The sequence below is a fragment of the Marinomonas sargassi genome, assembly GCF_025716875.1.
Taxonomy (GTDB): Bacteria; Pseudomonadota; Gammaproteobacteria; order Pseudomonadales; family Marinomonadaceae; genus Marinomonas; species Marinomonas sargassi.
The window spans coordinates 273,708-292,294 of record NZ_JAOVZB010000003.1 but is presented as its reverse complement, the minus strand read 5'-3'; the positions used below and the strand labels follow the sequence as shown (position 1 = coordinate 292,294).

The following is an 18,587-nucleotide window of genomic DNA, read 5'->3' as shown; positions in this document are numbered from 1 at the left end:
GTATTAAGGAGATAATGTGCTCAAATTGGAAATTGAGCGTGATAGTGTTCATGCTGGTGATGACTATTCATCTCATGCAGTGTTAATTTCTGTGCATGAGGATATGAGTGTTGAAGAACTTTTGGTTAAAGCCTCCAATGAATGTGTTTTGCCAAAGATATCAGGAGGTAAAGCCACATGGTTCGCCTATTTAGATACAGAACCAAAACAATATCTTGGTGTAATAGCTCAGCAGTGGGAATCACCGAAAGTGATTTTTTCGGGTACAGTAAGTTCTGCCCTGCGCATGCCACTAGCTAAACTAATATTTCGCTACTGGTGTCAGTCTGACCCAGATCAGGTGTTTAACGCACTTGTTAATAGCAAAGAGTTACCAAGGAGGTTCTCGTGAAAAATATAAGAATCAAAGAGGGTTCGGCGAAGTGCTTATTTTCTGCTAATGTTTGGTGCGCTTTGTGAGTATTAGTAATATTAATTACGATTATACGCTGTTCCCTAAAATGGAGCAGGGTTATCTAGTTATCCCTAAGCCTTGTGATGGCTTGAAGCCGCATATAGAGCTCTATGATAGGTTTTGTTCAGCAATTTTTATGGCCTCTATGATCTCAGAAAAAGCCAAAAAGTATATGATCAGGGATGCTGCACAGCAGTGTGCATATGTCCGAGCTACTCTAGCTGAGTTCTGTAGTATTGAAGAGTGTATTAAGCAACTGCACCCTCAATTAGACAAAAAACTATACTTAATACATTGTTCTGAAAATCCAGCATTTCATATGATTAAGCTCTTACGAAATTATAATATCCATTTGTCAAATAGTACTTTATCCAAAAAGAGTATAAGAGTAGCGCCTCTAAATAAGCCCGAGTCTGAATGTGATATGAGTGTTTTATATATCGATAATCTTGATTATTCGGCAATATCAAAGTTAAATTCTGCAAAAAAATATTACTCAATGGAAGATCTTGAGAGCTTTATACGTTTGTTTGATGATAAACAGCATGCATTCGGGCTCTCTGACCTATTGATAGCCACTATAGTTCAGTACTCCGAATTAATATCAAAAACTCTAAACAAATAATTTGCTATTAAGCTATAAGCTAACGGTTCTACTTCATACAATAGTGGCTCTGAACATAAGGATTGCCCCAATAGTTAATGCTTTCTTTGTTTCTTTAATTATGAACGGCTATTAAATGTTATCTCGACGCAATCCTGATTGCGCGACAGCGTAAGAGCTTTACATCAGTGTGTGATGATATGTCTCCAGCCAAAGAATCTATTTAATACCTTACTGAATCGAATTACGTAGAAGCATCTTCTTTAATGGCGACAATGAGCCCTTAAGATTCTGATTAAGAGACCTTTTGGTAACTTTTACGGATCTGGGTAAAAGTTACCCGCCCAGCAGGGCGGAAAGATGCTTTAAATACATAGGCTTTCAAAGGTTTACTTGATAACCAATATCTATGAAAAAGAGTTGTTAAAAATAAAAAACGAGCCATTTGGCTCGTTTTTAATTTCAAGAAAGCTTGAAGAAAAGAAGACTTAGTCTTCGTAACTATCAATCGGTGGGCACTCACAGAAAAGATTACGGTCACCGTAAACGTTGTCGATACGACCAACTGGTGGCCAGTATTTACGCGCTTTAATCCAAGTCAAGGGGTAAGCCGCTTCTTGACGTGTGTAACCATGTTCCCATTCCGTACCCAGTAAGCTGTCTGCTGTATGAGGTGCGTTGACGAGTGGGTTGTCTTCTAGTGTCCATTCGCCCGCTTGTACTTTGCTGATCTCGCTGCGAATTTGAATCATGGCATCACAGAAGCGATCTAGCTCTTCTAGGTTTTCAGATTCTGTCGGCTCGATCATCAGTGTACCGGCTACTGGGAAGGACATGGTAGGTGCGTGGAAACCAAAGTCCATTAAACGCTTTGCTATGTCTTCTTCGCTAATGCCAGATTCCGCTTTTAGTGGGCGAATGTCGATAATGCATTCGTGGGCCACTGTGCCATTGGCACCTGTGTAAAGCACTGGGTAATGGTCAGCAAGGCGTGTGGCAATGTAGTTAGCGTTTAGGATGGCATTGTAAGTAGCATCACGTAGACCTTTGTCGCCCATCATTTTGATGTACATCCATGTGATAACAAGGATGCTGGCACTACCGTATGGTGCTGCAGATACCGCACCGTGTTGTTCTTCCATTCCTAATACAGGCGTTACTGTGTGACCCGGTAGGAAAGGCGCTAGATGTGATTTAACACCGATAGGCCCCATGCCTGGGCCACCACCACCGTGAGGAATACAGAAAGTTTTGTGCAGGTTAAGGTGAGAAACGTCACCACCAAAAGCACCCGGAGGCGCTACGCCTACTAAAGCATTCAAGTTGGCGCCATCAATGTAAACCTGACCACCAAACTTGTGAACTATGTCACATACTTCGCGGATATGTTCTTCGAATACACCGTGAGTAGATGGGTAAGTTGCCATGATGCAGCTAAGCTGGTCTGCGTGTTTCTCTGTTTTTTCTGCAAGATCAGCAATGTCGATGTTACCGTCTTCGTCACATTTAACGATGACAACCTTCATGCCAGCCAAGGCAGCAGAGGCTGGGTTAGTACCGTGTGCTGAACTTGGAATCAGACAAATATCACGTTGATCTTCACCACGGGATTTGTGGTATTTATCAATCGCTAATAGCCCCGCGTATTCCCCTTGTGCGCCAGAGTTAGGCTGGAGGGAAATGGTGTCGTAGCCGGTGGCTTTAGACAGCATTTCGATAAGGTCTTGCAGTAGAGCGTGGTAGCCAGTGACTTGATTGTCTGGTGCAAACGGGTGAATGCGACCAAATTCAGCCCAAGTTACAGGGATCATTTCAGAAGTAGAGTTCAACTTCATAGTACAAGAGCCAAGTGGGATCATGCTCTGGTTAAGGGCGATGTCTTTTACTTCTAACTGATGCAGGTAGCGCATCAATTCTGTTTCACTGTGGTGGCTGTTGAATACTGGGTGAGTCAAGATGTCATCTTGGCGTAATAGGGCGGCATCAAAACCGTAGTCAGCGTTAGCAGTTAAAATATCATCAAGGCTTAGAGTTGCGCCGAAACAATCCGCAAGGTCAATCACGTCTTGGGTAGTTGTGGTTTCGCTTAATGAAACAGAAACTTGCTGCTCAGATACCTTGTAGAAGTTCATTAACTTCTCTGCACCTTTTGCCATAATGGCATTTGTGCTTTCATTTGTATCGATAACAAGAGTGTCAAAATACCCACTATTAGTTGTAAAGCCTTGTGACTGAACAGCTTTAGCAAAGGTGTTAGTTAGTGCAGCAACTCGATTAGCTATTTTCTTAAGACCGTCTGGGCCATGATAAACCGCATAAAAACCGGCCATCATGGCAAGCAAGGCTTGTGCAGTACAAATGTTAGATGTGGCTTTTTCACGACGAATATGTTGCTCACGGGTTTGCATGGCCATACGTAATGCAGGCTTGCCGTGGCTGTCTTTTGATACGCCGATTACACGACCAGGCATAGAGCGTTTGAAAGCGTCTTTGGTTGCTAAGAAGGCAGCGTGTGGTCCACCGAAGCCCATAGGAACACCAAAGCGTTGTGCGCTACCAAAGGTGATGTCAGCACCCATATCGCCCGGGGATTTCAATAGAACAAGAGAAAGTAAGTCAACGGCAATACTGGTTAGTGCTTTTTGCTCGTGAGCTTGTGCTATTACGTCCGTTAAATCTGTTACTTCGCCGTTAGTGCCCGGGTATTGGAAGATGGCACCGAAAACGTCATAGTTAGAGAAGTTGGCAATGTCATCGACAATGACTTCAATGTTTAGTAATTCAGCTCGTGTTTTTACCACATCGATGGTTTGTGGCAGGCAGTGGCTGGCAACAAACAAAGCGTCACATTTCTTGCGGTTAGAGCGCTTCATCAGCGTCATGGCTTCCGCAGCGGCTGTTGCTTCATCTAATAGTGAGGCGTTGGAAATCTCCATTCCTGTTAGGTCAATGACCATTTGCTGGAAGTTTAATAGTGCTTCCAAACGGCCTTGTGAAATCTCAGGCTGGTAAGGCGTGTAAGCTGTGTACCAACCTGGGTTTTCTAATAGGTTTCTTAAAATAGGGGCTGGTACATGTGTATCGTGATAACCCATACCAATAAAAGAGCGCGCCACCTTGTTTCGGTTAGCGATGGCTTTCAGTTGGATTAGGGCTTCGCTTTCACTAACTGGGTCAGTGGAAAGGTCTAGATTTGCCTGACGAATGGCTTCTGGAACGGTTTTTTCGATCAGCTCAGGAAGAGAGTGTATGCCAATAGCAGATAGCATTTTGTCTTGCTCTGTCGCGTCTGGGCCGATATGACGAGCAATAAATTCATCGTTGTTTAACAAATCGCGGATACACGAAGTCATGTTTTAATCGCCTATTAAGATAAAATCAGGGGAGAGTTGTTGGCTTGTGAGAAACAAGCCAACAGGAATATTATCACTCGATTGAAGCAGAGTAGCCTGCAGCATCAAGTAATGTATCAAGGTCAGCGTCGTCGCTTAGCTTGATTTTGGCAATCCATGCATCTTCAAATGGAGATTCATTGATAAGTTCAGGAGCATCATCTAGTGCTTCGTTAACTTCAATAACTTCGCCATTTACTGGAGCGTATATATCAGAAGCGGCTTTTACAGATTCTACTAGGGAGAATTGCTCAGTCGCTGTTGTTTCTAGACCCACTTCAGGCAGTTCAACATAAACTACATCGCCTAATAGGTCTTGGGCGTGGTCGGTAATGCCAACAGTCACTGTGCCATCTCCGTTGTCTAAAACCCATTCGTGAGATTCTGCGTATTTTAAGTTCTCTGGAATAGTACTCATTTTTATAACCTCATAAAAAATGCCCAAGAATTAGTATCCTTGGGCATTGGCTTTTAGCGATAAAGTGGGAAGCGTTTGCAAAGCTCGTTTACTTCAGCAAGTACGCGGGCTTCAACTTCAGGGTTGCCTTCTGGTTTTTCAATCAGACCGTCTAGTACATCACTGATCAAGTGACCAACTTTCTGGAATTCTTCTACACCGAAGCCACGAGAAGTGGCTGCTGGTGTACCGATACGAATACCAGAAGTGATCATTGGTTTTTCAGTATCAAAAGGAATGCCGTTTTTGTTACAGGTAATGCCAGCACGTTCTAGGGCTTTATCGACAACGTTACCTTTAAGGCCTTTCGGGCGAAGGTCAACAAGCATAAGGTGGTTATCTGTACCGCCAGTTACGATGTCGCAACCACGTTCAACCATAACTGCAGCAAGTGCTTTGGCATTGGCAACAACTTGGTCAATGTATACTTTGAACTCAGGTTTTAGTGCTTCACCGAATGCAACGGCTTTACCAGCAATAACGTGCATTAATGGGCCACCTTGGTAGCCTGGGAATACTGCTGAGTTGATTTTCTTACCAAGATCCAAGTCGTTACTTAGGATCATGCCGCCACGTGGGCCACGCAATGTTTTGTGAGTTGTCGTTGTCACAATGTGCGCGTGTGGTAGAGGAGATGGGTGAGCGCCTGTCGCAACAAGGCCAGCAATGTGAGCCATGTCAACGAAAAGATATGCGCCAACTTTATCAGCGATTTCACGGAAGCGTTTGAAATCGATAACACGAGGAATTGCAGAACCACCAGCAATGATCATTTTAGGCTTGCATTCTAACGCTTGCGCTTCGATTGCATCGTAATCGATCAATAGCGTGTCAGGGTTAACTTGATATTGTACAGCGTTAAACCATTTACCGGACTGAGCTGGTGGCGCGCCGTGAGTCAAATGACCACCTGCGTCCAAAGACATACCTAGAATCGTGTCGCCAGGTTGAAGCAAAGCAAGCATTACTGCACCGTTTGCTTGTGCGCCTGAGTGAGGCTGAACATTAGCGAATTCACAGTTAAAAAGTTGCTTAGCACGATCGATTGCAAGCTGTTCAGTAACATCGACGGCTTCACAACCACCGTAGTAACGACGGTTTGGGTAACCTTCAGCGTATTTGTTTGTAAGTACAGAACCCTGCGCTTCTAACACGGCTTTTGAAGTGATGTTTTCAGATGCAATTAATTCAATGCCTGTTTCTTGACGCTCTTGCTCTTCAACGATAGTAGCAAAAAGCTCTGGATCTCGTTCAGCTAGGTTTTGGCTGAAAAAGGCTTCTGTGTTGGACATGGAGGGTTCCTCTTTAAATAAACTTGTATGCCTAGAGACAATAACTCGCGCATATAATAACACTATGGTCAGATAAAGTTGATGAAAAAAGATCATCTTTTCGCGAGTGTTAGTCATCCTTCGGTGACATCGATTTTGGCTATGATAATAAAAAAGTTTCCGATTGGAAACAAAGGAAGGGCAGTAAATGCATTTTTCTATCTGGAATCTTCTGACCAATCGTTCAGCTATTGCCTTTGGGCTTCATAAAGTGTTTTTTCCTAATATTAAAAGGTTTAATCTCTTGTCAAATCTGCCCTCTTTTCGATACTCTGTTTCCAATAGGAAACAAACTTCTTAACTAATTTAAAAGGCTTTCTAATATGAAACGTACAGCTTTATATGATCTACATCTTGAATCTTGTGCCAGAATGGTTGAGTTTGCCGGATATGAAATGCCTGTGCAGTACCCATTAGGGGTTAAGAAAGAGCATTTATGGGTGCGCGATAATGTCGGCTTATTTGATGTGTCTCATATGGGGCAAGTCATTCTCAAAGGCGCGAATGTTAAGTCCTTATTGGAAAGTATTTTACCTGTTGATGTGATTGATTTGCCTGCTGGTATGCAGAGATACGGTATGTTTACTACTGAATCTGGTGGTATTACGGACGATTTAATGTTTGCCAATTGGGGCGATGACATTTTTATGGTCGTTAATGCGGCATGTAAAGACGCAGACATTACTTATCTTCAAGAGAAGTTGGTTGGCTGTGAAGTGGTGGTTGAAGATAGAGCTTTATTAGCTATTCAGGGGCCAAAAGCGCGAGAAACTTTTGCTCGCATCTTGCCTGAAGCTGCAAATATGACCTTTATGCAAAGTGCTAAATTTCAATGGCAAGGTGTTGAGGTTTGGATAAGTTGTTCTGGTTACACAGGTGAAGACGGCTATGAAGTGTCGGTACCGAACGACGAAGCTGGTGCTTTTGCTAACGCTTTATTGGCTTTTGATGAAGTTGAGTGGATAGGTCTTGGGGCTCGTGACTCTTTACGATTAGAGGCAGGGCTTTGCTTATATGGCCATGATATTGATACCAATACCACACCAGTAGAAGCTTCTATCAACTGGGCTATTCAAAAAGTTCGCCGTTTAGATGGTGAACGTGCTGGTGGTTTCCCAGGAGCTGATATCATTTTGCCTCAGTTTGCCGATAAGCCTAGCACTAAGCGAGTGGGGTTCTTGGTTGATGGTAAAGCGCCAGTTCGAGAAGGTGTCGAAATCCTTGATGCGGAGGGTGTGGTGCAAGGTAAGGTTACCAGCGGTGGTTTTTCTCCTACTTTATCTCAGCCAATCGTTATGGCTTATGTAACGGTTGACTCTTTGGAAGCACCACTTTTTGCGAGCGTTAGAGGGAAAAGTATACCTCTTAAACCTACGGCAATGCCTTTTGTTCCTGCTCGCTACTATCGTGGCTAAGATAAGTCGAGGTTAATCAGCCATGGCTAAGATAAGTCGCGGTTAATAGCCGTGGCTAGGTAAGTCGTGGTTAATAAATCGTGGCTAATTAGGTTGTGGCTAATTAGGTTGTGGCTAATAAGTCATGACTAATTAAAAGTCTCGGTTTAAAAAACGACGCTAAATGAAAATCTGATGGTTAAGTCATGCAAATGATAATGCTTTGCATGGCTTAAAGTCCTTTCCTGTGTGATAATTCCCTGTTTTTGGAGCTTTCGTTTGACAAGTGTTATTCAGCTTGTGGAGGCGTTTGATGCCTGCTTTTTATCTCGATTTAATACGTGTTTAGTTGGCGGGGCGGATGAGCCCTTATATGTGCCTGCTACAGAATCCCGTCCAGCGGTTATTTATTTCAGATTAGACTATTTCTCCAGCGCTTTACATGAAGTGAGTCATTGGTGTTTGGCGGGAGAAAAGCGGCGGCTATTAGAAGATTATGGCTATTGGTATAGCCCTGACACCAGAGATCTTGAAACGCAAAAAGAATTCGAGCGGGTAGAGGTAAAACCTCAAGCAATAGAGTGTGTGTTTCATTGGGTTCTTGATCTGCCATTTCGTGTCAGTGTTGATAACTTGTCTTTGCCTGACTATGACGCCTCAGCATTCGAGCAGTCCGTGTTGAAACAAGTGCATGAGTTTATTGAAAAGGGTCTTCCTGAGCGGGCAAATAGCTTTGCTCGATTCTTATTTAAACAAAACGATTTCACTCACAACTTTGAAGAGTTTTTACAAGATAAATATGAAAATCATTGCCGATGAAAATATGCCTAATGTGGAGAAGCTTTTTTCTGCATTAGGCAAGGTTGAATTAGTGAGTGGTCGCGACCTTTCCCCTGATATGGTTAAAGATGCGGATGTTTTGTTAGTGCGTTCTGTTACTAAGGTGACGGAGTCTCTTTTACGTGGCAGTTCAGTTCGATTTGTGGGTAGTGCAACCATAGGTGTTGACCATATCGATCAGGAATACTTAGAAAAAAACAATATTGCCTTTAGCAGCGCGCCTGGTTGTAACGCGCAGGCTGTTGCTGATTACGTTCTAAGTGGTTTAAGTCATCTATACATGAATAAAGGCATCAAATGGCTTGATAAAAAAATTGGTGTGCTTGGCTTTGGCAATGTCGGTCAAACTGTATATAACCGATTCAAAGCAATGGGTTGCGATGTTTGTGTACACGATCCTTTTAAAGTGCAGGAAATAAAAGCAGCAAACTTTGTTTCACTTGATGAACTTATGGCTTGTGATGTGATATCGCTTCATGCTCCCTTAACGGATACTGGTCCTTATCCAACAAAGGATATGATAGCGCTCGATCAACTTAATAGGCTTCCTGCTGGGGCAGTTGTTATCTCTGCTGGACGTGGGGGAGTCATCAATGAGAGTGATTTGATGGTTCGCCATAAGGAATTGCAAGGCAACCTACATTTAGTGATGGATGTCTGGAAGGGTGAGCCAAACATTAATCAAGACTTACTTTCCATTGTTGATATCGCGACGCCACATATTGCGGGTTACAGTAAACAAGGCCGTGAGAAAGGTACTTGGATGATTTATGAGGCGCTACAGGCGTTTCTTGGCCTTGAAAATCAGAATAGTAGCGCGTCGGAGGCAATTAGTGCAGGGTGCTTGTCTGCTTTAAATTTAGTAGATGGAATCTTATCTTCTGAAGAAATGCTGGCTCGAAGTGTGCATGCTATTTATGATGTGGCAAGAGATGATGTAAGATTAAGGTCTAAGTACCGAGAGAATAAAGAAAATAATATTTTTGACTGGTTGCGTAAGCATTATGTTGAAAGAGATGAATTGAATACTTGTACGGTTCATCATGCTGAAAAGCAGGTTCTTTCGCTTTGTAAAGCAGCAAGTTTTTTGACTAATTAGAAGGTAAGTGCATGGCTGATGTAATGCAGGTTGATCTAGGCGATCTGGATGTACCTTTAGGAACAAATGTTCAGATTGAATTGATTTACCCTAGTGGTCGTTACATGGTGAAGGTTATTGGGCATATTCCGAAAAGCTCTTTAATCGTTTCTTGTCCTAGAATGAACGGCAAAAACCTTTTGGTGCGTGAAGGGCAAATTGTTAATGTGCGATTGATGCTTAGTACTCATGTCTGTGCCTTTTCAAGTAAGGTAGCAAAAAGTTATCTAGACCCATCTGGTCATTTGCATATAGCTTACCCTGAGTTTGTTGAAACCTCTGTTGTTCGTCAGGCTGTTCGGGTTGAAACCAAGCTCATTTGTAGTGTGGAGCCTGTAGACTTAGAAACTTCTATTGGTCAATCGGCTTCTTCTATCTTGGTTGACTTGAGTTTGGGTGGCGCAAAGCTTATTTCTAAAGAGGACTTTGGTCTTGCTGGACAGACCTTTCGACTCAACGGTAATTTGAAGATAGGTCCTTACAGCCAGCTTATTAAAGTTGAATGTGAAATCCGATCGCAAGAGATACAAATGCTAGATCAAGTTCAGGCTAGCTTAGTTGATAATGAATTTTTGTCTCGCATGGGAGTGGAGTACTTTTATGTCTACGGCGTGCGCTTTGTGGATGTGAAAAAAGACGTTGGCATCCCACTTACGGCTTACATTTTGGAAACGTTAAAGAATAACACTAAGAAATAGGCTTTATTTCTGCCCTTCATACATAAAAAACGCCAGCTAATGCTGGCGTTTTTTTGTGCTCTAAATTGCAGTTACAGAGCTTGTAGTGCTTTGATTCTGTCTTCAATTGGTGGGTGACTAGAAAATAGCTCACCCAAACTTGGTGTTTTGCCTCTACGGATACCGAAGGCAAGCATAGAGTCTGGCATATGGGTTTGTTCATGTTCCTGCTGTAAACGGGCTAAGGCAGATATCATAGCGTGTTTGCCTGCAAGTCTTGCTCCCGCTTCATCGGCCCTAAACTCTCGGTATCGAGAGAACCACATCACAATCATTGAGGCTAGAACCCCAAATAGCATTTCAAATACAAAGGTAGCAATGTAGTAACCAAAACCTACGGATTGGTTGTTGTCATCACCTCGTCTTAGGAATTGGTCCACCGCGTAAGCGGCAATACGGGCAAAGAACATAACAAAGGTATTAACTACCCCTTGAATAAGAGAAAGAGTGATCATGTCGCCATTTGCTATGTGACCTACCTCATGGGCAAGTACAGCTTTTATTTCATCGGGAGAGAAACGCTCTAGCATGCCACTGGATACAGCGACTAATGCTGCATTTTTATTCCAGCCTGTGGCAAAGGCATTCGCATCATGGGAAGGAAAGATAGCCACTTCCGGCATGCCAATATTAGACTTGTCTGCAAGTTCTTTCACAGTATCTAGAAGCCAAACCTCTTTGTGGTTTCTAGGTTGTTCTATGACAACGGCACCAGAGCCTTTTTTGGCCATAAATTTAGACAGAAAGAGTGATATGAAGCTACCAACAAAACCAAACACTGCACAGAAGATGAGAAGTGAGGTTAGGTTTAAGCCGTTGCTTGTCATGTAGCTGCCGACACCAAGGACGCTTAGCACAATGCCGGCGACAACCATAATGGCTAAGTTGGTTAATAGGAATAATAGAATGCGCATAAATATGCTCCTTAAATGAACTATCTAAGGAGCATATTATGGTCTTGAAAGACAATTTCAATGATTATTGTAAAGAGAACTTAATTCTTCCTTAATCTTGCTAGGAAAGCATCAAACCTTTCCATCGCAGACTCAAGTTCTTTTACATGGGGTAAGAATACAAATCGTACATGATCAGGTGTGGGCCAATTGAAGCCTGTGCCTTGAACGATAAGGACTTTTTCTTCTCGCAAAAATTGTAAAACGAGATCCATATCATTTTGTATGTCGTACATCTTAGGGTCTAGTCTTGGGAATAGATAAAGGGCGCCTTCCGGCTTATGACAATGTACCCCTGGCATAGCATCAAGGGCTTCCCAAGCGACTTTTCTCTGTTCGTAAAGACGGCCGTCTGGCGCTATTAGTTCGTTAATGCTTTGGTAGCCACCTAGTGCTGTTTGTATTGCGTGCTGAGCAGGCACGTTGGCGCAAAGTCGCATTGAGCTAAGTATGTCTAAACCATCAATGTAGTCCTGTATACCTTTGCGTTCACCTGTGATGGCCATCCAGCCAGAGCGAAAGCCTGCGGTACGATAGACTTTTGATAGGCCACCAAACGTAATACAGGGCACTCTGCCTTCTGTAAGTGTGGCGGTTGGTATGTGTTTCGCTTCATCATAGATGATTTTGTCGTAGATTTCGTCAGAGAAGATAAGCAAGTTGTGCTCTTCTGCTAAAGCTACGATGGATTCTAAAACATCTTTTTCGTAAACAGCCCCTGTTGGGTTGTTTGGGTTGATTATGACGATGGCTTTAGTTTTGTTAGATATTTTTGCTTTGATGTCTTTGATGTCAGGTTGCCAGCCTGAACCTTCATCACATAGGTAGTGTCTTACGTAGCCACCTGATAGAGTGGCTGCCGCTGTCCATAGAGGGTAATCAGGAGCAGGTACTAGAATTTCATCACCGTCATTAAGAAGGGCTTGCATGGCTAAGACGATAAGCTCACTAACACCATTGCCGATCCATACATTATTGACATCGGCAGACTTGATGCCATAAGCCTGATATTTTTGCATAACGGCTTTGCGGGCAGAATAAAGGCCTTTTGATTCACAATAGCCTTGTGACGTAGGTAGGTTACGAATAACATCGACTAGGATTTCATCAGGTGCCTCAAAGCCAAAAGGTGCTGGGTTACCAATATTAAGCTTTAAAATTTGTTGGCCTTCTTCTTCCATGCGCATGGCTTCTTTTAAAACAGGTCCACGGATTTCATAACATATATTGGCGAGTTTGTTTGATTTGCGAATTTGCACCGTTTTATCCTTACTTACAGAGGCTTATCTAAAAAACACTAACTGTACACCGAACTTGGGAGCATTCAAGATGAGTGATCAAGATATAAATAAAAAAACATTGAAAACTGAGGAAGAATGGAAAAAAGAGCTGCCAGAGGACGTTTTTCATATCACACGAAAAAAAGGTACTGAAAGAGCCTTTACTGGAAAATATGAAAAAAATCATGAAGAAGGCCAGTATGTGTGTCGTTGTTGTGGGGCGCTATTGTTTGAATCTAACACTAAATATGACTCTGGCTCTGGCTGGCCAAGCTTTTATGACGCAAATAAAGAAAACATTAGTGAGTCGATGGATAGCTCATTAATGATGCGCAGAACGGAGATATTATGTCAGAAGTGCGATGCGCACTTGGGGCATGTTTTTGATGATGGGCCTCAGCCAACAGGGTTAAGGTACTGTGTAAACTCAGCCTCATTGGATTTTAAGAAGTCTTAAGTAACTTTAGTTTTAATTATTCTAATAAAAAGGCGCTATCTGTTGGTTCAGATGGCGCCTTTTTGTCTTCAAACTGATTTTTTAAAGATCTAATTGGATTGCAATAGAATAATGATGTTCGGATCCTTTAAGAGGCGATTGACAGTCTGGCTGGCAAGGTCATTCATGTCACTTTCAACATCTTTCTCAAAAGGGAGGGTGCCGTACTCTCTTACTTTTTGTGATCCATAGCTAGATTTATAGGTTTGGCCTTTTGCTGCTAAAGTGGCCTTAATTTCGAAATCAATTTTCGCAATGGTTTTTAATTTTTCCACTTCTGTAACGTAACTCATTTTTGTGATTTCAATATTTAGGCTGGCAGGGGGCATTACTCCTTGATCGGGGGTGAAGCCAAGCTCTCGTAAGCCTTTCATTACGCTGTCGTTAACGCTTTGACTTATATTGTTTGTAGCGAAAATATTGGCTGTCTCTTTGATGCCAGTTTCAATTGAGCCAACTTTACTGTCGAGTAGGGTGCTAGTGGATACTTGAATGACCCTGTCGTTTGTTAAACTGCTAGAGCTGACTTTTATTTCAGGTTTGATCTCAATGTTGTGGGTAGTAGAGCAGCCAGCAAGTACGAGTGTGGATAATGATATTGCTAAAAATAAATGCTTGTTTAACATAATTACTCCGATCCAATTGATTTTAAAAGTGACTTTCAAACAAAGTAGCTTAAATTAATGAAAAAAACTATTGATTTTCAGGCTGGTAACAGTAATATACGCACCCGCTCACACAGCAAGATTTTTTAGATGTCCCATTCGTCTAGAGGCCTAGGACACCGCCCTTTCACGGCGGTAACAGGGGTTCGAACCCCCTATGGGACGCCATTTATTAGCGATAGTAAAGGCTGTTTTTCAAAAAATATGTGTGACGTGCGGGAATAGCTCAGTGGTAGAGCACAACCTTGCCAAGGTTGGGGTCGCGAGTTCGAGCCTCGTTTCCCGCTCCATTTATTATTCGCCTAATAAATGGAAAGCGTTTTAAGCTAATTTGTGTCCCATTCGTCTAGAGGCCTAGGACACCGCCCTTTCACGGCGGTAACAGGGGTTCGAACCCCCTATGGGACGCCACTTTAATTTGAAGTGATATTTAGTGAATAAAACGTGTTTTTTGTGTCCCATTCGTCTAGAGGCCTAGGACACCGCCCTTTCACGGCGGTAACAGGGGTTCGAACCCCCTATGGGACGCCATTATTTTTACGGGTTGCTTTGAAAGGCAGCTGGTTATCTTTCTTGAATAGAGTAGGGGAAGAGTGTTGCGGGAATAGCTCAGTGGTAGAGCACAACCTTGCCAAGGTTGGGGTCGCGAGTTCGAGCCTCGTTTCCCGCTCCATTTACTTGTTTTGATTGATAAGTAAATTGTCAGTGTTTGACTGATTTGTGTCCCATTCGTCTAGAGGCCTAGGACACCGCCCTTTCACGGCGGTAACAGGGGTTCGAACCCCCTATGGGACGCCATTATTTTTACTGGTTGCTTTGAAAAAGCAGCTGGTTATCTTTCCTGAATAGAGTAGGGGAAGAGTGTTGCGGGAATAGCTCAGTGGTAGAGCACAACCTTGCCAAGGTTGGGGTCGCGAGTTCGAGCCTCGTTTCCCGCTCCATTTACTTGTTTTGATTGATAAGTAAATTGTCAGTGTTTGACTGATTTGTGTCCCATTCGTCTAGAGGCCTAGGACACCGCCCTTTCACGGCGGTAACAGGGGTTCGAACCCCCTATGGGACGCCATTCCTTTTCACCCCCCATGCTTTACCTTATCCACATCTTTTAATCACAATTCTATATATGCTCTACTGTTTCTAAATTCAGCTTGCCTGTCTGTTGGGCTCTGATGCTGAATTAAATCTTCGTTTAACTATTTGTCATCAAAGTTTAGAATCATTTCTTTTGCGCGAGTTACTACAAATAATGAGGCCTTATGCTTAACCCAATTTGGTTAAACACTTTTGTTGTACTGGTTCAGACAGGGCATTTTACGCGGACGGCGGAAAAGCTTTTTATGACTCAGCCCGGTGTGAGTCAGCATATTAATAAGCTTGAATCAGCTTGTGGTTTCCCTCTTATTGCAAGGGAGAAAAAAGGGTTTGATCTTACCGAGCAAGGAAGGCTGGTGTTTGATTATGCTCGCCAGCTTGAAAAGAATGAGAGTGAGCTAATTGAGAAGTTGTCTTTTGATGACCCTTACAGCGGTGTTTGTAGCATCTCCTGTTCAGGAGCTTTGGCATTAACTCTTTATCCAAAGTTACTAGATTGGCAGGTTAAGCATCCTTTGTTAGTGGTTAGTTTGAAAGCCGCTCCTCAGAATCGGATATTGAGTGATATTAGAGAGGGTATAGTCGATGTTGGTATCGTCACTGAGCTGCCAAATACAGCCCTTTTTGATGTGAAAGAAATCGGACATGAAGAGCTGTGTTTAGTTTTTTCCCGCAGTGTCGATGTTGATATGGATATCTATAAAGTAATAACGGGGATGGGGTTTATTGGCCATCCTGATGCTGAGCATTACTTGCCCCTTTATTTTGCCCAGTGTGGTGAGCCAAGCTTAAGAAAGTTAGCAATAGAAGGTTTGCCTCAAGCTGGTTTTGTTAATCAAATTGGCCAAATATTACAACCCGTTGCTAAAGGTCTAGGTTTCACTGTTATGCCTTTAACAGCGGTGAAAAGTTTTCATTCACCTGACCTCTTGACGGTTTTTAAACCTAAGACACCAGTAATTGAACCACTATTTCAAATTCAAAAGAAAAACCGTATTCTCCCTGCGCGTTATAAAATGCTAAATGAGATAATTCAAAATATATTAGGAATATCTTGAGCTTAATTGTGCTGAATGGAGTAGCTAATGCATTAGCTACTCCCGATTAGCTTATTACTCGTATTCTGAAGAGTAGGTTTCTTCATAGGAGTGTGAGTACAGCTCAAATAAGTTACCAAAAGGGTCTTCTAGATAGACCATTTTTGCCGGTTTTGAGTCGTCTTCAGGGTGATACCTCATGATATCCATTCGTACTTTTCCGCCCATTTCCTCTGTTTTTTGTATAACGGCTTCAAAGTCATCGGATTGAAGGCAAAAATGAAAGATTCCGATTCGTGAAAAGTTAACTTCGTGCTTTTGTTCACGGTTCTTCATTTCAAACAGCTCAACACCTATACCATCTGTAGTGACTAAATGAGCGATATTGAATCCTTCAAACCCCTCGCCGAAAACGGCAATGCACATTTTACCTATTGCGCTTTCTCTTTCTTCTATTACCTTCGTTTTATCCATGATGACTCTTAAGCCAAGAACCTTAGTGTAAAACTCAACAGCTTGACTCATATCGCCAACCATTAAGCCAATGTGATTCATTTTCATATGTCTCTCCAAAAATAGTGGGTTAGGTAATGAGGTGATCTTAATTTTTTTAATTGATCAAATTAAATTATCATTAGTTTTTGTAATGATAATATTTTGTTATTTATGGGGTGAGGTAGTGTTTTAACTTAGCTAGTAATAATAAGTAGGGAGAATTTGTGTCGATAGCTTGTTGCTGAATCATCTAGCTTCAATGAGTCAGCAGTTGATAAGCCATTGGCTTGATTAATATGGAGTTGACTGCCTATGTGATGACATTCGTTTTTGCGTTATCATAACGGCCATATTTTATTGAGTTTTTCACCATGACTTGGTTTGTTAATTACATAGTGGATGATGCTATTTCGCCTGCTGATCGCGGCTTAGCTTATGGGGATGGTGTTTTCGAGACTATTCATGCGACTCCTGTGTCGCTTCTTCAATTAGATAACCATCTGGCTCGACTTTACAAAGGCTTAAACAAGTTAGGTATGTCGTTGAGTCCCCAACGAAAGCAAGAATTAGAGGACTTTTTATTATCTGATATTTTGCCTCTTGTCAGTGTTGACTCAGTTGTAAAAATTATTGTCACACGTGGTGAGGGTGGTCGAGGTTATTTGCCACCAGAAGAGCCTTCTCATACTGTCTGTATTGGTATCTTGCCTTGCCCTGATTACTCTCTTCAACAGCAGCAAGGTGTGTCCTTGTCTATATCACCAGTTACGGTGTCTTCTAATCGTTTTTTGGCTGGCATTAAACACTTGAATCGCTTAGAAAATGTTTTGGCAAAACAACACTTAAGTGATTCTGACTTCGAAGCCATTATGTTGGACGATAAGGGTGACGTGATTGAGTGCATTCAAAGTAATATTTTTTGGTTTAAGGGTGGCAAAATCTATACACCGTCTCTCGAGTTTTCTGGTGTTGAAGGAACCTATAGAAAACAAATTATTGAACACTTTGATGGCGACGTACAGTTGGGTAGCTTTAAGCTAAATGACGTTTTGTCTGCAGATGAAGTCTTTATTACTAATAGTTTAATGAAGATAGTGCCAGTGATAAATATTGCAGATACTGCATTTGTATATGGCTCTTTAACCAAAGCTTTGCAGCATGAAATACAAAAAAAGGAAGAAAATGCGATTCGTTAAATGGTGTTTTAGGCTCGCGTTGATGGGGCTTACTTTATTGGCGCTTGCGGCATGGTATTTATATGGTTCTATGACGTCCCCCATGAATCTTGAAACTAATAGTAAGTTTGAAGTGAACTCTGGTGATACCTTTTATAGTTTAGGTCAGGCTTTGCATGCTGAGGGCTATATTCAATATCCGTTCTTGACTCGACTTGCAGCTAAGCTGAACCCTCAGTTATCGCCTAAAGTGGGCGAGTATGCTCTAGAACCAGATATGACATTGTTGGATGTCATGGCCTTGTTTGATTCGGGTAAGTCCATAACCTATTCGGTGACACTTTTAGAAGGTAAAACGACGCAAGAGTTTCTGCAGGCTATGGCTGCTAAGGGTAATATTGAAATGACCCTGCAAGGTCTATCTAATGAGGAAATTGCTACACGTTTAAACCTCTCCGTTCCCCATGCTGAAGGGCGTTTCTTTGCGAATACTTACAGCTACCGTGATGGTGATACGGATGTCAGCATACTAAAGCATGCTAATGCTCTGTTGGTGTCTACGCTAGAGGAATTATGGCAATCTAAGGTGAAAGGCTTACCATACAAAAGCCCCTATGAAGCCTTAATAATGGCATCTATCATTGAAAAAGAAACAGGGGCGGCGGCTGAACGTCCATTGATTTCTCGTGTTTTTATTAGCCGTTTAGAAAAAAGAATGCGCCTACAAACAGATCCAACCGTGATATATGGTCTTGGTGACTCTTATAATGGCAATATAACCCGTAAGCACTTAAAAGATTACACCCCATACAATACCTATCGAATTTCTGGCTTACCGCCGACCCCGATTGCTAATGTAGGGAAAGAAGCTATTTTTGCGGCCTTGAACCCGGGCGAAACAAAAGCGCTTTATTTTGTTGCTAAAGGGGATGGTACCCATGCATTTTCAAATACGTTAAAAGCGCATAATGCAGCGGTTAAAGAGTACCAGTTCAAGCGAAGAACGGATTATCGTTCAACGCCAGAAGTTACTAATTAGAGGTAGGG

At 42.3% G+C, this 18,587-nt stretch carries 17 protein-coding genes and 8 tRNA genes; 18 read left to right on the top strand and 7 right to left on the bottom strand.

The features are described 5' to 3' along the window. Positions 1-16 precede the first annotated feature (16 nt). Positions 17-391, top strand: coding sequence for a hypothetical protein (locus OFY17_RS08290; RefSeq protein WP_263530256.1), 375 nt, complete (start codon positions 17-19; stop codon positions 389-391). Positions 392-455: 64 nt separating this feature from the next. Continuing rightward, entirely contained in the window at positions 456-1,079 is a 624-nt protein-coding gene (locus OFY17_RS08285) for a hypothetical protein (protein WP_263530255.1), read from the top strand. A 467-nt stretch (positions 1,080-1,546) separates the two neighbouring features. Here OFY17_RS08285 and gcvP read toward each other — a convergent pair whose 3' ends face one another. From gcvP to glyA, 3 genes are all read right to left on the bottom strand, one after another. After that, on the bottom strand, positions 1,547-4,411 hold the full coding sequence (gcvP, locus tag OFY17_RS08280) for an aminomethyl-transferring glycine dehydrogenase (protein WP_263530254.1): 2,865 nt from the start codon (positions 4,409-4,411) through the stop codon (positions 1,547-1,549). Between the two features lie 73 nt (positions 4,412-4,484). Further along, positions 4,485-4,868: a glycine cleavage system protein GcvH gene (gcvH, locus tag OFY17_RS08275; RefSeq protein WP_263530253.1), complete on the bottom strand. Its 384-nt coding sequence runs from the start codon at positions 4,866-4,868 to the stop codon at positions 4,485-4,487. 53 nt (positions 4,869-4,921) lie between these two features. Continuing rightward, complete coding sequence (gene glyA, locus OFY17_RS08270; RefSeq protein ID WP_263530252.1) at positions 4,922-6,199, bottom strand: serine hydroxymethyltransferase; 1,278 nt, start codon at positions 6,197-6,199, stop codon at positions 4,922-4,924. A 362-nt stretch (positions 6,200-6,561) separates the two neighbouring features. Between glyA and gcvT the strand changes: the two genes are divergently transcribed. From gcvT to OFY17_RS08250, 4 genes are all read left to right on the top strand, one after another. Next, positions 6,562-7,653 (top strand): glycine cleavage system aminomethyltransferase GcvT, encoded by a 1,092-nt coding sequence (gene gcvT, locus OFY17_RS08265; RefSeq protein ID WP_263530251.1) that lies wholly within the window; start codon positions 6,562-6,564, stop codon positions 7,651-7,653. A 258-nt stretch (positions 7,654-7,911) separates the two neighbouring features. Continuing rightward, positions 7,912-8,451: an elongation factor P hydroxylase gene (locus OFY17_RS08260; protein ID WP_263530250.1), complete on the top strand. Its 540-nt coding sequence runs from the start codon at positions 7,912-7,914 to the stop codon at positions 8,449-8,451. Beyond that, positions 8,432-9,571 carry a 4-phosphoerythronate dehydrogenase gene (locus tag OFY17_RS08255; RefSeq protein WP_263530249.1) on the top strand — a complete coding sequence of 380 codons (1,140 nt, stop codon included), beginning with the start codon at positions 8,432-8,434 and terminating at the stop codon, positions 9,569-9,571. Before OFY17_RS08260 ends, OFY17_RS08255 begins: the two co-directional genes overlap by 20 nt. 11 nt (positions 9,572-9,582) lie before the next feature. Further along, positions 9,583-10,308, top strand: a complete 726-nt coding sequence (locus tag OFY17_RS08250) for a flagellar brake protein (protein WP_263530248.1) — start codon at positions 9,583-9,585, stop codon at positions 10,306-10,308. 71 nt (positions 10,309-10,379) lie between these two features. Here OFY17_RS08250 and htpX read toward each other — a convergent pair whose 3' ends face one another. Together htpX and OFY17_RS08240 are read right to left on the bottom strand one after the other, a co-directional pair. Continuing rightward, entirely contained in the window at positions 10,380-11,261 is an 882-nt protein-coding gene (gene htpX / locus OFY17_RS08245; protein WP_263530247.1) for a protease HtpX, read from the bottom strand. Positions 11,262-11,341: 80 nt separating this feature from the next. Next, positions 11,342-12,559, bottom strand: a complete 1,218-nt coding sequence (locus OFY17_RS08240) for a pyridoxal phosphate-dependent aminotransferase (protein WP_263530246.1) — start codon at positions 12,557-12,559, stop codon at positions 11,342-11,344. Between the two features lie 70 nt (positions 12,560-12,629). Here OFY17_RS08240 and msrB point away from each other — a divergent pair, with 70 nt between their 5' ends. After that, the gene (msrB, locus tag OFY17_RS08235; protein WP_263530245.1) at positions 12,630-13,037 is read left to right on the top strand and encodes a peptide-methionine (R)-S-oxide reductase MsrB; all 408 of its coding nucleotides are present in this window, start codon (positions 12,630-12,632) and stop codon (positions 13,035-13,037) included. 89 nt (positions 13,038-13,126) lie between these two features. Here the strand turns inward: msrB and OFY17_RS08230 are convergent, their stop codons facing one another. Then, positions 13,127-13,702: a YajG family lipoprotein gene (locus OFY17_RS08230; RefSeq protein WP_263530244.1), complete on the bottom strand. Its 576-nt coding sequence runs from the start codon at positions 13,700-13,702 to the stop codon at positions 13,127-13,129. 131 nt (positions 13,703-13,833) lie between these two features. Here OFY17_RS08230 and OFY17_RS08225 point away from each other — a divergent pair. From OFY17_RS08225 to OFY17_RS08185, 9 genes are all read left to right on the top strand, one after another. Next, a tRNA-Glu gene (locus OFY17_RS08225) sits at positions 13,834-13,909 on the top strand. A gap of 47 nt (positions 13,910-13,956) precedes the next feature. Further along, a tRNA-Gly gene (locus OFY17_RS08220) sits at positions 13,957-14,031 on the top strand. A 45-nt stretch (positions 14,032-14,076) separates the two neighbouring features. Then, positions 14,077-14,152: transfer RNA gene (locus OFY17_RS08215), tRNA-Glu, on the top strand. Between the two features lie 44 nt (positions 14,153-14,196). After that, a tRNA-Glu gene (locus OFY17_RS08210) sits at positions 14,197-14,272 on the top strand. A gap of 67 nt (positions 14,273-14,339) precedes the next feature. Next, positions 14,340-14,414, top strand: a tRNA-Gly gene (locus tag OFY17_RS08205). Positions 14,415-14,463: 49 nt separating this feature from the next. Continuing rightward, a tRNA-Glu gene (locus OFY17_RS08200) sits at positions 14,464-14,539 on the top strand. 68 nt (positions 14,540-14,607) lie between these two features. Continuing rightward, positions 14,608-14,682: transfer RNA gene (locus tag OFY17_RS08195), tRNA-Gly, on the top strand. Positions 14,683-14,731: 49 nt separating this feature from the next. Beyond that, positions 14,732-14,807, top strand: a tRNA-Glu gene (locus OFY17_RS08190). A 190-nt stretch (positions 14,808-14,997) separates the two neighbouring features. Beyond that, positions 14,998-15,891 carry a LysR family transcriptional regulator gene (locus OFY17_RS08185; protein ID WP_263530243.1) on the top strand — a complete coding sequence of 298 codons (894 nt, stop codon included), beginning with the start codon at positions 14,998-15,000 and terminating at the stop codon, positions 15,889-15,891. A gap of 54 nt (positions 15,892-15,945) precedes the next feature. Here the strand turns inward: OFY17_RS08185 and OFY17_RS08180 are convergent, their stop codons facing one another. Further along, positions 15,946-16,431 (bottom strand): VOC family protein, encoded by a 486-nt coding sequence (locus tag OFY17_RS08180; RefSeq protein WP_263530242.1) that lies wholly within the window; start codon positions 16,429-16,431, stop codon positions 15,946-15,948. Between the two features lie 305 nt (positions 16,432-16,736). Between OFY17_RS08180 and pabC the strand changes: the two genes are divergently transcribed. Then, positions 16,737-17,561 (top strand): aminodeoxychorismate lyase, encoded by an 825-nt coding sequence (pabC, locus tag OFY17_RS08175; RefSeq protein WP_263530241.1) that lies wholly within the window; start codon positions 16,737-16,739, stop codon positions 17,559-17,561. Next, positions 17,548-18,579, top strand: a complete 1,032-nt coding sequence (mltG, locus tag OFY17_RS08170; RefSeq protein WP_263530240.1) for an endolytic transglycosylase MltG — start codon at positions 17,548-17,550, stop codon at positions 18,577-18,579. The genes pabC and mltG overlap by 14 nt, the downstream gene beginning before the upstream one ends. Positions 18,580-18,587 lie beyond the last annotated feature (8 nt).

Bases quoted from the DNA above. Each gene is read 5' to 3' on its own strand.
- OFY17_RS08250 (WP_263530248.1), top strand. From the start codon at position 9,583: ATGGCTGATGTAATGCAGGTTGATCTAGGCGATCTGGATGTACCTTTA.
- mltG (WP_263530240.1), top strand. From the start codon at position 17,548: ATGCGATTCGTTAAATGGTGTTTTAGGCTCGCGTTGATGGGGCTTACT.
- OFY17_RS08185 (WP_263530243.1), top strand. From the start codon at position 14,998: ATGCTTAACCCAATTTGGTTAAACACTTTTGTTGTACTGGTTCAGACA.
- OFY17_RS08230 (WP_263530244.1), bottom strand. From the start codon at position 13,702: ATGTTAAACAAGCATTTATTTTTAGCAATATCATTATCCACACTCGTA.
- OFY17_RS08255 (WP_263530249.1), top strand. From the start codon at position 8,432: ATGAAAATCATTGCCGATGAAAATATGCCTAATGTGGAGAAGCTTTTT.
- glyA (WP_263530252.1), bottom strand. From the start codon at position 6,199: ATGTCCAACACAGAAGCCTTTTTCAGCCAAAACCTAGCTGAACGAGAT.
- htpX (WP_263530247.1), bottom strand. From the start codon at position 11,261: ATGCGCATTCTATTATTCCTATTAACCAACTTAGCCATTATGGTTGTC.
- msrB (WP_263530245.1), top strand. From the start codon at position 12,630: ATGAGTGATCAAGATATAAATAAAAAAACATTGAAAACTGAGGAAGAA.
- pabC (WP_263530241.1), top strand. From the start codon at position 16,737: ATGACTTGGTTTGTTAATTACATAGTGGATGATGCTATTTCGCCTGCT.
- gcvH (WP_263530253.1), bottom strand. From the start codon at position 4,868: ATGAGTACTATTCCAGAGAACTTAAAATACGCAGAATCTCACGAATGG.
- OFY17_RS08180 (WP_263530242.1), bottom strand. From the start codon at position 16,431: ATGAAAATGAATCACATTGGCTTAATGGTTGGCGATATGAGTCAAGCT.
- gcvP (WP_263530254.1), bottom strand. From the start codon at position 4,411: ATGACTTCGTGTATCCGCGATTTGTTAAACAACGATGAATTTATTGCT.
- gcvT (WP_263530251.1), top strand. From the start codon at position 6,562: ATGAAACGTACAGCTTTATATGATCTACATCTTGAATCTTGTGCCAGA.